The sequence below is a fragment of the Nocardia sp. NPDC055029 genome (genome assembly GCF_053608525.1).
On record NZ_JBSGVQ010000005.1, the window covers coordinates 142,162 to 157,035 of the forward strand.

Sequence of the window (14,874 nt, forward strand, 5' to 3'; positions counted from 1 at the left end):
TTGCTGTGTAGTGGGATTCGTCGTCATGCGGTCGCCGCCGCCTGGCCGAGCAAGCGGGCGAGGCGGGCCGCCACCTCGGCGACCTGCGGGGACTGGATCAATGTCAGGTGATCACCGGGTACTTCGATCACCTCGAGATGCCCGGTCGCGTAGGCGTCCCAGCCGTTGGTGGGATCTCGATGCAGGGTGCCCGCCCGATCGTGGGCAGGGCGGAGCACCTGCGGCAGCGGCTCCGCGGCACGCAGCAAGGTGATGTCGCCGTCGTAGGCTCGTGGCCGGTACGCGTCGATCGCCCGCCACCCTGCCACGAACACCTCGAACAACCGCCGGACCAGTGCACGGGATCCGGTGGGCGGCAGCACGCCCGCGTCGACAGCGGTGGCGAGGATGAAGTCGAAGACCTCCTCCTCGGTGGCGAGGTCGACCGGGATCTCGATCACCGCGGTGTCGGCGCCGCGCGCCAGCCACAGCAGCTCCCAGAGGAAGAACTCGTAGAGCGCGTGCTCCGGCACCGGCATGCCGTCACCGTGACGCACGGTCATGGTGTCGATCAGGACCAGGCTGCCGATCTCGTGACCGGCATCGGCCAGCTGGTGGGCCATCTCGAAGGCGACCATGCCACCCAATGACCAGCCGCCCAGATGGTAGGGCCCGGTCGGCTGGACGCGGCGCATCGCGGCGATGTAGTTGCCCGCCATCTCGGCGATGGACTCGGCCGGGGTGCTGCCGGTCTCCAGGCCGGCTGCCTGCAAGCCGTACAGCGGTTGTCCGTCGGGCAGATGCTTGCTCAATTCGACGTAGCAGAGCACATTTCCGCCGATCGGGTGCACCAGGAACAGCGGGGTTCCGGTCCCAGGACGCAACGGCACCAGTGGATCGAACCCTGTCTCGGCCCGTTCGTCGAGCTGTCCGGCCAGCGCGGCGACCGTGGGACCGGTGGCCAGGGTCGAGACCGGCAGTGACACCCCGTAGCGCTGTTCGATGGACACGATCAGCCGCATCGCGGTCAGCGAGGTGCCGCCGAGGGCGAAGAAGTCGTCGTGCACGCCGACCTCGGGGAGGCCGAGTGCTTCGGCCATCAGCGCCGCCAGTCCGGATTCGGCGGCTGTGCGCGGGCGGACCCGGTTCGCCGAGGTGGCGGCGGGCAGTGCCATCCCGGCCAGGACCGCGTCGGCCCGTTTGCCGCTCGGTGTCAGCGGCAGCGCGTCGAGCCAGACCAGGCGGCTGGGAATCATGTAGTCCGGCAACCATTCCCGCAGTGCCGCGACGATCCCCGGCTCGTCGACCTCCGCGCGGGAGCCGACCAGGAACGCCACCAGCAGCGTCTGCGCGCTGGAACCCCCTGCGGCGGTGTGCGCCACCACCGCGACCTCGCTGACGCCGGGCAGGTCCGCGGTGACGCGGTGCAGCGCCAGCTCCACCTCCATCGGTTCCACCCGGTGGCCGCGGATCTTGACCTGGCCACCGCGGCGGCCGTCGCTGACCACCTCGCCGCCGGGCAGCCTGCGACCGATGTCGCCGGTCCGGTACAGCCGCTGCCCCGGTGCGAACGGGTGCGGGACGAAAGCCGCCTCGGTGAGGTCGGGCCGGTGCTCGTAGCCGTGCGCGAGTGCGGCTCCGCCGAGGTAGATCTCGCCGGGCGCGCCGCCGGGAACCGGGCGCAGCCGGTCGTCGAGGACGAGGATCTCCACACCGTCGATGGCGGTGCCGATCGGTGGCAGCGCCGGGAACAGCGCCGGGTCGCCGGTCATAGTGTAGCGGGTGGCGACGTGGGTTTCGGTGGGGCCGTATTGGTTCTCCAGCAGTACGTCGGTTCCGGCCGCGCACAGCGCCCTGATCTCGTCGGTGACGCGGAGCTGCTCGCCGGAGGAGATGATCACCCGCAGCCCGGCCGGTGCGGTGCCGAGCCGGATCGCGGCCTCGGACAGCTGCTGCAAGGCCACATAGGGCAGGAAGATCCGTTCCGCGCCGGTGCTCGCGAGCACCCGGGCCAGCGCGGGCAGGTCGCGACGCTGGTCCTCGTCGAGCAGGATGAGGCGGCCGCCACCGCACAGTGTCGAGTAGATCTCCTGGAACGACACGTCGAACGACAGCGGTGCGAATTGTGTCGTGGCAGGCGCGGTGTCGCGGCCGGGAAGCAGGCCGCTCGCCGTCGAGAGTTGCCAGCGGATCAGATTGGCCAGTGCGCGATGGGGCATGGCCACGCCCTTCGGTGTCCCGGTAGAGCCCGAGGTGAACAACACGTAGGCGGTGGCTGCGGGATCGCCGTCGGGAAGCGCAACCGTCGTCCCGGGGGCGACCAGTTCGTCGAGGGACAGCCGCGCGTGCTCCGGTGGCACCAAGGCTTCGTGGTTCTGGCCGGTGATCACCGCGAACGGCCGTGCCTGCGCGAGCATCGCGTGCAGCCGCGGCAGCGGATAGGTCACGTCGAGCGGCACGCAGGCAGCGCCCGCCTTGGCGATTCCGAGCACCGTCGCGATCTGCTCGGGCGACCGGTCCACCGCCAGCGCGATGCGGTCGCCCGGGCGTGCGCCACGCGCCACCAGGGTCGCCGCGATGCGGTCGGCCAGGGCGCGCAGTTGCGCGTAGGTCAGTGTCCGGGAGCCGAATTCGATGGCCACGGCGTCCGGGGAGCCGGCAGCGCGGGCGTCGAACAGATCGATCACGGTGCCCGACGACGTCGCGGCGGACAGGGTCTCCGGCACCCCACCCAGGGAACCCAAGTCCGCCGCTTCCATGGGGTCGCCGGTGAGGAGGTCCAGAACTCGCAGGTAGGTCTCGCCGATGGCGGCCAGCTGCTCGCGGGTGTACGCGGCGGGGTCGCCGTCGATGCGCAGCGCCAGCGTCCCGTCGAGCGGGTTACGGATGGCGTTGATCAGCAGCGCGAAGTTGGTGTCCTCGCGAATATCGATCCCGAGCAGGGCGACATCGAGCGCGTTCATGGCCGCGCCCGCCGCGTGGAAGTGCACGTAGTTGAACGCGGTGTCGAGGACGACACCGAACTCGCGCTGCACGTCGGTGAGCGGAAACCGCTTGTGCGGTGCGCTGTTGCGTTCCCGCTCGAAGACACCCGTCAGCACCTCGCGCCTGCTGCGACCGGCGAAGTCCAGCCGCAGCGGCATCGTGTTCAGGAACAGCCCGGCCATCCGCTCGGCGTCGATGCGCTCGGGCCGTCCGTGGGTGACGACGCCGGTGGTGACATCCGTGCGTCCCGACAGCAGGCCGACGGTGCACAGGTGCGCGGCCAGCAGGACGGCCTTGACCGGGATGTGCGCGGCGGCGGCGACCTCGTCGGCGCGGGACAGCAGATCCGCGCCGACCGGGACCGACACCGATATCCGTGCATCCGACGGCCCGGCGACAGGTGCCGCATCGAGGGGAAGATGGGGTCGCAGTCCGGGGATCCGGATCGTTTCGGCGCCGTCGAGCTCCCTGGCCCAGTGGTCCCGATCGGCGGGATCGGTCAGCGAGTCACGCTCGGCACGAACGTATTCCGCGAACGACGGGAGCTCCGCGGGGAAGGTGGCGACGCCCCGATAGTCCGCCAGCAGTTCGGAGATCAGCGTCGCGACACTCCAGCCGTCGAGGATGGCGTGGTGGAACGACAGCACCAGCTCGATCCGGTCGGCGAGCCGGAACACCGCGAGATCGAACAGGCCCGGCTGTTCGAAGATGTATCCGCGCCGTCGTCGTTGCTCGACATGCTCGCGAACCAGCGCCTCGGCCTCGTCGGTGCCGGTCGTGCGCAGGTCGACGATCGTCAACGGCGGTTCGAGGTGGGCGTGCACGAGTTGCAGCGGCTCGGAGTAGCCGGCCAGTTCGAAGGAGGTGCGCAGCATGGGGTGCCGGGCGATCGAGCGCGCCATCGCGGCCCGCAGGGCGTCCCCGTCCCACGGCATCCGCACCGAGTACCGGAAAACATCGTGGTAGAGCGATGATTCGGCGCGCTCACGGCTGTGGAACAGCATGCCGAGCTGCAACCTGGTCAACGGGTACGCGTCCACCACATGCCGCAGACTCGCGCGGTCGATCCCGGCCACCAGTTCGAACGGCGCGAGCGCGACAGCGGCGACGGCGCCGGTGCCTGCCCGTTCGGCCAGTTCGGCGATGGTGGGGCATTCGGCGATGTCGCGAGCGCTGATCACCAGTCCCCTGGCCTCGGCCCTGGCCCGGACGCGCAGCAGCAGGATCGAGTCACCGCCGAGGTCGTAGAAGTTGTCGAACACCGACACCGACTCGCGGTCGAGGACCTCGCGCCAGATCAGCGCCAGCTGTTCTTCGACGAGCGTTCGGGGCGCGGTGTACCCGGCGGAACGGTTCTCTGTGGTGATCGCGGCCAGCGCGGCACGGTCGGTCTTCCCGCTCGGAGTCAGCGGGATCGCGTCGACCCCGACGAACTGCGACGGAATCATGTACTCCGGCAGCGTCGTCGCCAACGCCTTGCGCAGCGCGCCGGGATCCGGGGTGGATTCGGTCACGCAGTAGGCGGCCAGATACGCGCCGCGGTCCGGCGATTGCTTGTCGATGACCGCCGCGGCGGTGATGGCAGGCAGCGCGGCCAGCGCGTTCTCGACCTCACCCAGCTCGACGCGGTTGCCGCGAATCTTCACCTGCCGGTCGATGCGGCCCAGGTACTCCAGTTCACCGTCGGCGAGGCGGCGGGCCAGATCGCCGGTGCGGTACATCCGCTCGCCCGGATGGAAGGGGTCGGCGACGAATTTCTCCGTCGTCAGCTCCGGGCGGTCGCGGTAGCCGCGCGCCAGTCCGGCCCCGGCGATGCACAGTTCACCCGCGACGCCGACCGGCTGCGGTTGGTCGGCCGGTCCGAGCACGTAGAGGCGCGTGTTGTCGATCGGTCGGCCGATCGGCACCCGGGTCACCGTCTCGGCCGGGTCCGTCGGGCAGTCGTGGAAGGACACGTCCACGGTGGCTTCGGTCGGGCCGTACAGGTTGACCAGCCGGGGCGCGTCGGCCCCGAGGCGGGCGAAAGCCCGGTTCCACCGGTTGACCTGATGCGGGAGCAGCGCTTCACCGCTGCAGAACACCGTGCGCAGACCGGCGGCCTCGGTCACCGCGGTCGGGTCGGACTCCAGCAGGTCGAGGAAGGGCGTCAGCATCGACGGGACGAAATGCATGACGGTGACGCCGAAGTCGGCGACAGCGGCGAGCAGCTCGCGCGGGTCCTTCTCGCCACCCGGCCGCAGCAGCGCCACCTGGGCGCCCTCGACGGCCCACCAGAACAGCTCCCACACCGACACGTCGAACGAGGACGGCGTCTTCTGCAGGATCACATCGGTGGGGCGCAGCGGGTACCGCCGCTGCATCCAGCCGATCCGGTTGATCACCGAATGATTCTCTACGACAACCCCTTTGGGCCTGCCGGTGGAGCCAGAGGTGTAGATCACATAGGCAGGGTCGGAGCCGACGGATACCGGAGTCCGCGCCGGTGTTCCCGTCGACCAGAGCTCCGGCGGCAGCACGATCGCGTCACCAGACACCTCGGCGGCGGTCAGCACTACCTTGGCGGCGCTGTCGGCCAGGAGGTAGGCGACCCGATCGGCCGGGTAGCCGGGATCGATCGGGACATAGGCGGCGCCGGCGTGCAGGGTGGCCAGGATCGCCACGAGCATGTCCGGCCCGCGATCGAGCAGCACCGCGACCAGATCGCCAGCCCCGACCCCGGATTCGCGGAGCAACCCGGACAGGGTGGCGGTGCGGTCGACGAGGTCGCGGTAGGTGATCGCGTCCCCGGTGGCGGTGTGCACCGCGACCGCGTCCGGCGTGCGCTCGGCCCTGGCCAGGATTTCGGCGATGACAGTGCTCTGGTCCGCATAGGGCCGCGATGTCGCGCGATCGCGATCGACGAGCAGGTCGTGCTCGGTCGCCGACAGCATCGGCAGCCGCGAGGGATCGCTGTCGACGGCGTCGACGCCTGCGCGCAACAAGGCGACCAGATGGTCGGCGACGGATTCGATCGGGTAGTCGGCGTCGAAGATGTCGGTCGCGTGATCGAGCCGGATCAGCAGCGGACCGTCGTCATCGATCTCGGAGATCGTCCAGGCCATGGCCAGCGGGCTGTAGCCCTGCGAGGGCTGTTGCACCTCCTCCAGTCCCTCGATGAGCCCGGCGGCCGAGGGCAGGCGGGGATAGGCGACGGTCACGTCGAACAGCTGTTTGGCCGGATGGCCGAGACGGCGCAGCTCGCCCATGAGGTCGCCGAGCGGGTAGCGCTCGTGTTGCTTCATCCGGCGCACATCGGCTTTCACCGCCGCGACCAGCTCGCGCACGGTGGCGCGGCCGCCGGTGTGGATCGGCAGCGGGAGGGTGTTGGCGAAGTGGCCGATGGTGGCCTGCTCGGTGGGGTTGTTGCGGTTACCGAAGGGGATGCCGATGACGACGTCCTCGGCGCGCAGCACGCGCGAGAGGTAGAGGCCGAGCATCGCGCAGAAGTACGGGTACAGCGACAGGCCGGACGCGCGAATACGGTTGACCAGCAACCGATCCAGGGTGAACTCGTAGGCCGCGACCGGTGCCAGCCCCTCGGTCGCGCGCGGTCGGTCGAACAGGGCGGGGGTCGTCCCGGCGAGCTGGGACACCACCGCGTCACGGTCGATGCCGTAGTGATCGCTCGCGCGGTAGTCGCGTTCGAAGGCCAGGCACCGCAGGAACGACGATCCCGGCAACTCGATCGGGTTCCCCGACATCGTCGTGGCGTAGTCGGTGAGGACCTGGGCGCCGATGTGGAACAGTCCCGTCGCGTCGGCAGCGACATGGTGCGTGGTCAGGACGACGTAGGACGAGCCAGCTCCCGCGTGGATGATGTGCGCCCGGAACGGCACCGCGCCGAGGAGGTCGATCGCGGAGCCGGTGCACTGCTCGATCCGGCGCTGCGCCTCGGCGCGCGGATCGGGGGCGTCGCCGACGTCGATCACCTGGACCGGCGGCATCGGCCCGGTCGACAACTCCTGGGCCGGGACACCGTCGACGACGCGGTAGCGCAGCCGCAGCCCATCGTTGCGCGCCCAGGTCCGCTCGATCGCGGCGATCATCGCGGCGTCATCGATGGCGAGGGCGAAGCGGCCGACCACGCTGGAGAGATAGCTGGGCAGACCGGGAAAGTGTTCCACGACGGTCCAGATGTCGCGCTGGTAGGCGGTGAGTGGATAGCGCATGGAAACGGACATGGATATACCCCTGAGGTGAAGCGCTGAAGTGTGCTCGATCGCGCGGCACTGCTGCGATCGGAGTTCCGTCCGGTGGTGGTATTCGCCCGGCTGATCGGGCGATGTCACAAATGATCCGTGTGCTCGACTGGCACTACGGCCACTGTGTCACGCACGCTGGCTGATAGCCAATGTTGTTGTGCGGTAACGGAAGTCACCTATAGGGGAAAATCGGCCGGATCGGTGGGGAATTGTCCGGATCGCTGGTCGCGCGCGACGAAGCGGCGGACGGAACACTGCATCAGGAACCAAACCGCCGCCCGGCAGCCGGATCAGTTCTCGCGGACGGCGATGTGACGATGGACTCGTCGGAGCACGCCCGGCGCCCACCAGTTGGCGGCGCCGAGCAGGCGCATGAAGGCGGGCACCAACACGCCACGGATCACCGTGGCGTCCATCAGCACCGCCAGCGTCAGGCCCACGCCCATCAGCTTGGTGAAAGCGACCTGGGAGAAGGCCAGCCCGAGGCAGACGATCGCCATCAGGGCGGCAGCGGCGGTGACGATGCGGCCGGTCCGCTCCAGTCCGTAGGCGACCGCGTCGGCGGTCACACCGCGCATCCGGTACTCCTCGGCGATCCGCGACAGCAGGAACACCTCGTAGTCCATCGACAACCCGAAAGCCAAGCAGAAGACGAGCACCGGCACCGGCGCGGCGAGATAGCCCGTCTCGGTGAAGTCACCGACCAGCCACTTCAGGTGCCCGTCCTGGAAGATGTAGACCATCGCGCCGAAGGTCGCCGACAGGCTCAACGTGTTGAGCAGCACCGCCTTCAGCGGGATCACCACGCTGCCGGTGAACGCGAACAACAGCACCAGCATCGCGATCACGATGAGCGCGACGACCAGGGGCAGGCGCCCCGCCAACCCGGATTTGGTATCGGCGTTCTCGGCCGTGGCGCCACCGACCAGCAGCGGCGCGGGCGAGGCCGTGCGGCGGATGTCGTCGAGCAGGACCTCGGCTGCCTGCGAATACGGATCGAGGTCGGGGATGACCGTCAGGTGCGCGCCGTCGGGCCCGGGCAGACCGCGCACCAGCCGCACGTGGGGCAGGTTCTGGAGCCGCTGGGTCAGGTCGGACAGTTCGGCCGTGGAGATCGGCCCGTCGACCACCACATCGAAGCGGCCCGCCGCGGTCGCCGGGAAGTCGGCGCGCAGGACGTCGCCGACCTGTCTGCTCTCCACCGTGGGGGGCAGGGCCCGATCGTCGGTCAGGCCAAGCCGCAGGCCGGTGAACGGCAGGCCGAGCAGGATCACCACCAGCAACGCGGCACCGCCGAAGAGCCAGGGACGCATCGTGACTCGCCGCGCGATGCGGTACCAGAAGCCCTGCTCGGGCGGCGTCGGCGCCGGTTCGGGCCGCCCGCGCAGCCGTCGCAGGCCGCGACGCAGATCGAGCGCATCGATGCGGTGACCGAACAGCATCAGCAAGGCCGGGAGCAAGGTCACTGTGGCGAGTGCGGCCAGCAGTGTCACCGAGAGACAGGCCGCGGCCAGCGAGCGCAGGAACGGCATCGGGAACACCAGCATCGCCAGCATCGCGATGACGATCGTGGCGGCCGAGAACAGGACGGTGCGACCGGCGGTCGTCACGGTCGCCCGCACTGCGCTCGGCACGTCGCGGCCGGCGCGCCGTTCCTCGCGGAACCGGCTGACCACGAACAGGCTGTAGTCGATGCCGAGACCGAGACCGAGCACCGTGGTGAGATTCAATGCGTAGCTGGAGACCTGGGTGAACTCGGTGAGCACGCGCAGGATTCCGAAGGTGCCGATGATCGACACCAGCCCGAGTACCAGCGGCAGTCCAGCGGCGACCAGGCTGCCGAAAACCAGCACCAACAGGACGAGCAGGATCGGGATCGATACCGCCTCACCGACTTTCAAGTCACGCGAGAGCTGTTCGGTGACATCGTGATAGCTCACCGCGGCGCCACCCAGGCGCAGGTGGAGCACGCCGTAGTCCCGGTCCCGATAGCTGTCGACCAACCGCGAGACCACCGACTCCACCACGATCTGGTCACCCGGAATATCTACGGCGACCAGCGCCTTTCCACGGTCGGCGTCGCGGAGGAACTCGGGCGATCCGGTGGACCAGTACGAGCTCACCGAACGCACACCCGGCACGGCGGCCAGCTCGGTGGTCAGCTGCCGACCGGCGGTGGCGACCGCGGGCGTGTCCACGGTGCCCACCTCGGCCGGAACCTCCACCAGCACCAGGACATTCGGAGTTCCGGTGGTGTACTTTTCGGCCAGGATCCTGGCGGCGCGCGCGGATTCGGCATCCGCGTTCCAGAACCCGCCGCCGGAGAGCCGCTGCTGCACCGACGCGCCGCCCGCGCCGGCGAGGAGAAGCAGCAACACCACCACCGCGACCACCGTTTTCGGTCGCCCCACAGTCAGCCGCGCGAGTACTCGCACTGTCCCTCATCTCCTCGCGGGCACCGCACAGGCACTCCGGCGCCGGTCTCGGCGCGACGACCATCTCACCGCCGCGGTTCGGGCGTGTCGGGGTCGGCGCCGGTGCCTCCCGCAACCCGGGTCGGAGCCAGTATCGATGCGCGAATGAGCTGTGTCACTGCATCATTCGACGAATCTTTCGCTCCCGACTGAGCTTCGGCGACAGAAGCCGACCCCCGGAAGTGCGCCTCAGACAGCCCCGGCGCGGCGAGGGGAACTCGCTGCGCCGGGTCGCCCTGGGACGGCCTACTTGGTGGTGTCGATGATGTCGCCGACGAGACTCCACCGGTCACCGGTCAGACGCTGGATCTGCAGCGCCTCGATCGGGAACGCGTCGCCTGCGCCCGTTTTCAGCGTCACGCCCGGCAGCAGGAGATCGACCGGGATGTTGTTCAGGTTGCGCATGGAATCGCGCAGCCCCTCCCGGGTCGGGCAGCTCGCCGCCGCCAGGGTCTTGGCGAAACTGTCCGCACTCGCCCAGCCGATGATCGCGTACACGCTGGTCGGATCGATGCCCTGGCCGTAGCGGGCCAGCTTGTCCTTGTACTCGCGCATCGCCGGGTCGGTGTCGCGGGAAGGGTCGGCGGGGTCCTTGGTGTAGGCGGCCGAGATGACGCCCTGGACGTTGTCGAAGCCGACCGACTTCAGCGTGGTCACCGAGTTGGCGACGGTGGTCACGATGTGGCGGGGGTTCCACTCGGTGGCGCGCGCGTCCGCGGCCAGCGCCTGCGCGGCGAACTTCGGCGTCGAGAAGTTCAGCAGCACATCGGCCTTCGATCCGGACAGGGTGCGCAGCTGCGGTTCGACGGTCGGGTCGGTCACCTCGTAGCTCTGCTCGGCCACGATCCGCACACCACTGCCCGAGACGGCGGCGCGGAAGCTGTCGAGCAGATCCTTGCCGAAGTCGTCGTTCTGATACAACACGGCGACGGTGGCGTCCGGCCGTTCCTGACGCACGTAGCTGGCGTACGCGCGCGCCTCGGACCGGTAGCTGGGCTGCCAGCCGATGGTCCACGGGTGGGCGGTGTCGGCGCCCCACTTCGTCGCGCCACCGGCGACGAACACCTGCGGAACCTGTCGCTGATTCAGGTAGTCCCACACCGCGGACGAGGTCGCGGTACCCAGGGTCGGGAAGATCGCGAACACCTGGTCCTGCTCGACCAGCCGCCGGGTCTCCTCCACGGTCTTGGGCGGCTGATACGCGTCGTCGCGCACCAGGTACTCCACCTTCCGGCCGTTGATCCCGCCCTTTTCGGCATTGAGATAGTCGAAGTAGGCGCGTCCGGCCTTGCCCGCCTCGCCGTAGGCCGACGCGGGCCCCGACAGCGGGTACACCCCACCCAGTTTGACGCTGGTGTCGGTGATGCCGACGGTCTGCTGCCCCTGGCAGTCGCCGCCGGCGGTGGTCGCCGTGTCGCCACGCCCACCGCAGGCGGTGAGTGTGAGCAGCGCCGCCGCGGCGACGCCGGCGATCCGAATTGCCTTGGTTCCCATTATTTCTCGCCTTTCCGAACAAGCACGGGAATGATCTGACGGCTGAGACGGCCGGCGAGTCCGGCCAATCCGGTCGGTGCGATGTACATCAGGGCGATCACGACAAGACCGAAGATCACCCCGGGCGCGGCGTCGTTGACGTCCTGCGCCAGGCTCGGCACGTACATCACGAACGCGGCGCCGAGCACCGCACCCCACAGCGATCCGAGACCGCCGACGACGATGCCCGCGAGCAGCGTGATCGACAGGCCGACGGTGAACGAGTCCGGCGAGACATAGGCGATCACCCAGGTGTAGACGCACCCGGCGATGCCGGCCAGCATGGCGCTCCAGGCGAAGGCGAGGGTCTTGTAGTACGCCAGGCGTACACCCATCATTTCGGCGACGATCTCGTTGTCACGGATCGCCCGCAGCGCCCGCCCGACGCGCGACCGCAAGAGTCCGGCCACCAGCGCGAAACACCCTGCCGCCGTGGCCAAGGCCAGGAAGTACAGCCACTGATCCTCGGCCAGTCCGGTCCAGGCGGGCGCGGCGGGCTTGGCGACGGTCAGCCCCATCGAGCCGCCGGTGATCGAGTCGAAGCGTTTCAGCAGCGGCACCGTGAAGATGGCGATGGCCAGCGTCACCAGGGCCAGATACAGCCCACGCAGCCGCAGCGCCGGAATGCCGACCGCGACACCGAGCACGAAGGTCACCGCGGCCGCCACCGGCAGCGCCGCGAGATACGGTGTGTCCCAGCGCTGCATCAGCACCGCCGTCACATAGGCACCGGCACCGAAGAACGCGCCGTGCCCGAGCGAGATCTGCCCGGTGTAGCCGACGAGCAGATTCAGGCCGAGCAGCGCGACGGCGTAGACCAGCACCATCGACAGCTGGAAGGTGTAGAACGGCGCCAGCTGGAACGGCGCCACACAGGCCACCACGGCCACCGCCGCGAGCACCAGCGCGGTCCGGTTCCGCAGCACGAACCCGCTCCGGCGCACCGGCTGTGCGGTCGCCTCGGCAGCCGGACGGGATTCCCGAATCTCGATGTCGCTCATACTCGTTGCACCGCCGCCGTACCGAACAGACCCTGCGGACGAACCAGCAGGACCAGAAGAATGATCAACAGCGGCACGCCGATCTTGAGTTCGGTGCCGATCGCCTCGATATAGGCGCCTGCCAGCGTCTCGGTGACACCGACGATCAGACCGCCCGCGACCGCGCCGACCGGGGAGTCGAACCCACCCAGCGTCGCCGCCGCGAAGGCGTAGATGAGCACGCCGCCCATCATGTTGGGTTCGAGGAAGAGCATCGGCGCCGCGAGAATTCCCGACACCGCCCCGACCAGCGCCGCCAAGCCCCAGCCGAGCGCCAGCACGGCGCCGACCCGAATGCCGGTCAACCGGGCCGACTCCGGATTCGCGGCGACCGCCCGCATTCCGAGCCCGATCTTGGTGAAGCGGAACAGCGCGAACAGCAGGGTCATCACCACCGCGACCACCGCGAGCACCCCGAGACTCTGATAGCTCGCGCTCACCCCGCCGGTACTGATCGCGCCGCCGGGGAACGGACTGGGGAACGACTGGAGCTGAAACGACCAGATCCAGCCCGCGGCGGCATTGACGAAGAAGTACAGCCCGACCGTGACGATCACCAGGGTCAGTTCCGGCGCGCCTTCGACCGGCCGGATCACCACCCGCTCGATCAGCATGCCGCCGGCGAAGGAGACCGCGAGGGCCGTGATCATGGCCAGCCACAACGGCATTCCGCTCTGGCCGAACTGCCAGGCCAGGAACGCCGAGAACATGGCGAGTTCACCCTGGGCGAAGTTCGCCACCCCGGTGAATCGGTAGATGAGGACGAGCGCCAGCGCGAGGCTCGCGTAGATCGCGCCCGCGGTGAGACCGCCCAGTGTGTGTTCGAGCAATTGATTCATACCTGGTATCCGAGATAGGAGCGTGCGATCTGTTCGTCGGCGTTGATCTGTTCCGGCGTGCCCGACAGCACGACCCGGCCCGTCTCGAGCACGTGCGCCCGATCCGCGATGGCCAGCGCGAGGTGCGCGTTCTGTTCGACGACCACCACCGTGGTCTGCTCCGCCGTGTTGACGGCGGCGATGATGCCGAACAGCTCCTGGGTGACCAGCGGCGACAAACCCAGCGACGGCTCGTCGAGCAGCAGCACCCGCGGCCGCATCATCAGGGCGCGCCCGATGGCCAGCATCTGCTGCTGTCCGCCGGACAGCCCGCCCGCCTGCTGATGCAGCTTGTCCTTCAGGATCGGGAAGTAACCGAAGACCCGGTCGAGGTCCGCGCGGATCGCCGCGGCATCGCGCCGCGTGAACGCGCCGACGCGCAGATTGTCGGCCACGCTGAGCGGGGCGAACGTGCCACGCCCCTGCGGCACATGCGCGATGCCGAGCCGCGCCACCGCTTCGGGGTTGCGCTTGCCCAGCACCACCCCGTCGACCCGCACGCTGCCCGCCCGCGCGCGCACCATCCCGCTCAGCGTGCGCAACAACGTGGTCTTACCCGCGCCGTTGGGTCCGAGGATCGCGCACACCTCACCGCGCCCCACCGTCACACTCACCCCGTGCAGGACCTGCGCCGCGCCGTAACCGGCGTGCAGGTCGTCGACGACGAGAAACTCGCTCATGCCGGCTTCCCCAGGTAGGCGGCGATCACGTCGGGGTGCTGCTGCACCTGGGCGGGCGTGCCCTCGGCGATCACCCGGCCGAAGTCCAGGCACACCACCCGATCGCTGATCCCCATCACGAAACCCATGTGGTGTTCGACCACCATGACGGTGAGCCCGAGTTCGGCCCGCAGCTCGCGGACGAGCGCGGCGAACTCGGCCACCTCGCCGTGGCTGAGCCCGTTGACCGGCTCGTCCAGCATCAGCAGCCGCGGGCGGCAGGCCAGCGCTCTGGCCAGTTCGATGCGTTTGAGGGTGCCGAACGGCAATCCGGTGGCCGGGTGGTCGGCGACGTCGAGCAGGTCCAGGCGTTCCAGCACCTGGTGTACGTCGGCGGCGAGGCGCTTCTCCTCGCGCCGCACCACGGGCAGTCGCACCGCCGCCGCGCCGAATCCCGCCTTCGCCCGGTGATGTGCGCCGACCAGCACGTTGTCGCGGACGGACATGTGCTCGAAGAGACCTAGATTCTGGAACGTCCTGGCGATGCCGAGTCCGGCCAGCTCATCGGGGCGGCGCCGCAGCAGTGGCAGCCCGCGGTAGGTGACCGTGCCCGACACGGGCTTGCCGCGGCCGGTCAGGCAGTTGAACAGGGTGGTCTTGCCTGCTCCGTTCGGGCCGATCAGCCCGAGCATCTCCGACTCGCCGACGGCGAAGCCGACGTCGTCCAAGGCGGTGACCCCACCGAACCGGACGGTGATGTTCCGTATCTCCAGCAAGTCTTCCTCCGGCTCGCGATAGCGCGATTCCAGGTGCTGAACTGCTGGTTCGAGCAGGTCGGTCCACATCGCGCGCCAGTATCAAACCAAGCGCCGACAGCACCGGGAAGGCGCTGCGAGTAGCACCGATTGCCCGAGTGAAAACTCCCAATTATCCGAGTTCACCGGCCCGGACTCCTGTAGCCGGCACCGGCGTACCGGCTACGCGCGCAGGGTCTCCCGCACGTCCACGGCCTCGCGGGTGAGGTGGTCGCGTTCCGGGACACTGGTCGCCGTATCCGCCGCCTTCACGTACAGGTCGGCGGCCCG

At 69.2% G+C, this 14,874-nt stretch carries 7 protein-coding genes; all 7 read right to left on the reverse strand.

Annotated elements, in window-relative coordinates; genetic code table 11:
- Window positions 1-23: 23 nt before the first annotated feature.
- The 7 genes from ACWF9G_RS06960 to ACWF9G_RS06990 all read right to left on the reverse strand — a co-directional run bounded on the left by ACWF9G_RS06960 (window position 24) and on the right by ACWF9G_RS06990 (window position 14,634).
- Entirely contained in the window at window positions 24-7,184 is a 7,161-nt protein-coding gene (locus ACWF9G_RS06960; RefSeq protein WP_452514239.1) for an amino acid adenylation domain-containing protein, read from the reverse strand.
- Window positions 7,185-7,495: 311 nt separating this feature from the next.
- Window positions 7,496-9,640 carry an MMPL family transporter gene (locus ACWF9G_RS06965; protein WP_452514241.1) on the reverse strand — a complete coding sequence of 715 codons (2,145 nt, stop codon included), beginning with the start codon at window positions 9,638-9,640 and terminating at the stop codon, window positions 7,496-7,498.
- Window positions 9,641-9,925: 285 nt separating this feature from the next.
- The gene (locus ACWF9G_RS06970) at window positions 9,926-11,173 is read right to left on the reverse strand and encodes an ABC transporter substrate-binding protein (RefSeq protein WP_452514243.1); all 1,248 of its coding nucleotides are present in this window, start codon (window positions 11,171-11,173) and stop codon (window positions 9,926-9,928) included.
- A complete protein-coding gene (locus ACWF9G_RS06975) occupies window positions 11,173-12,213 on the reverse strand; it encodes a branched-chain amino acid ABC transporter permease (RefSeq protein ID WP_379303194.1) in 1,041 nt (346 codons plus the stop codon). The genes ACWF9G_RS06970 and ACWF9G_RS06975 overlap by 1 nt, the downstream gene beginning before the upstream one ends.
- Window positions 12,210-13,091 carry a branched-chain amino acid ABC transporter permease gene (locus ACWF9G_RS06980; RefSeq protein ID WP_379303196.1) on the reverse strand — a complete coding sequence of 294 codons (882 nt, stop codon included), beginning with the start codon at window positions 13,089-13,091 and terminating at the stop codon, window positions 12,210-12,212. Before ACWF9G_RS06980 ends, ACWF9G_RS06975 begins: the two co-directional genes overlap by 4 nt.
- The gene (locus ACWF9G_RS06985; protein ID WP_379303198.1) at window positions 13,088-13,810 is read right to left on the reverse strand and encodes an ABC transporter ATP-binding protein; all 723 of its coding nucleotides are present in this window, start codon (window positions 13,808-13,810) and stop codon (window positions 13,088-13,090) included. The genes ACWF9G_RS06980 and ACWF9G_RS06985 overlap by 4 nt, the downstream gene beginning before the upstream one ends.
- Window positions 13,807-14,634 carry an ABC transporter ATP-binding protein gene (locus tag ACWF9G_RS06990; RefSeq protein WP_452514246.1) on the reverse strand — a complete coding sequence of 276 codons (828 nt, stop codon included), beginning with the start codon at window positions 14,632-14,634 and terminating at the stop codon, window positions 13,807-13,809. Before ACWF9G_RS06990 ends, ACWF9G_RS06985 begins: the two co-directional genes overlap by 4 nt.
- Window positions 14,635-14,874 lie beyond the last annotated feature (240 nt).

Coding starts and splice junctions, on each gene's coding strand:
- ACWF9G_RS06990 (WP_452514246.1), bottom strand. CDS start 14,634: ATGTGGACCGACCTGCTCGAACCAGCAGTTCAGCACCTGGAATCGCGC.
- ACWF9G_RS06975 (WP_379303194.1), bottom strand. CDS start 12,213: ATGAGCGACATCGAGATTCGGGAATCCCGTCCGGCTGCCGAGGCGACC.
- ACWF9G_RS06960 (WP_452514239.1), bottom strand. CDS start 7,184: ATGTCCGTTTCCATGCGCTATCCACTCACCGCCTACCAGCGCGACATC.
- ACWF9G_RS06985 (WP_379303198.1), bottom strand. CDS start 13,810: ATGAGCGAGTTTCTCGTCGTCGACGACCTGCACGCCGGTTACGGCGCG.
- ACWF9G_RS06980 (WP_379303196.1), bottom strand. CDS start 13,091: ATGAATCAATTGCTCGAACACACACTGGGCGGTCTCACCGCGGGCGCG.
- ACWF9G_RS06970 (WP_452514243.1), bottom strand. CDS start 11,173: ATGGGAACCAAGGCAATTCGGATCGCCGGCGTCGCCGCGGCGGCGCTG.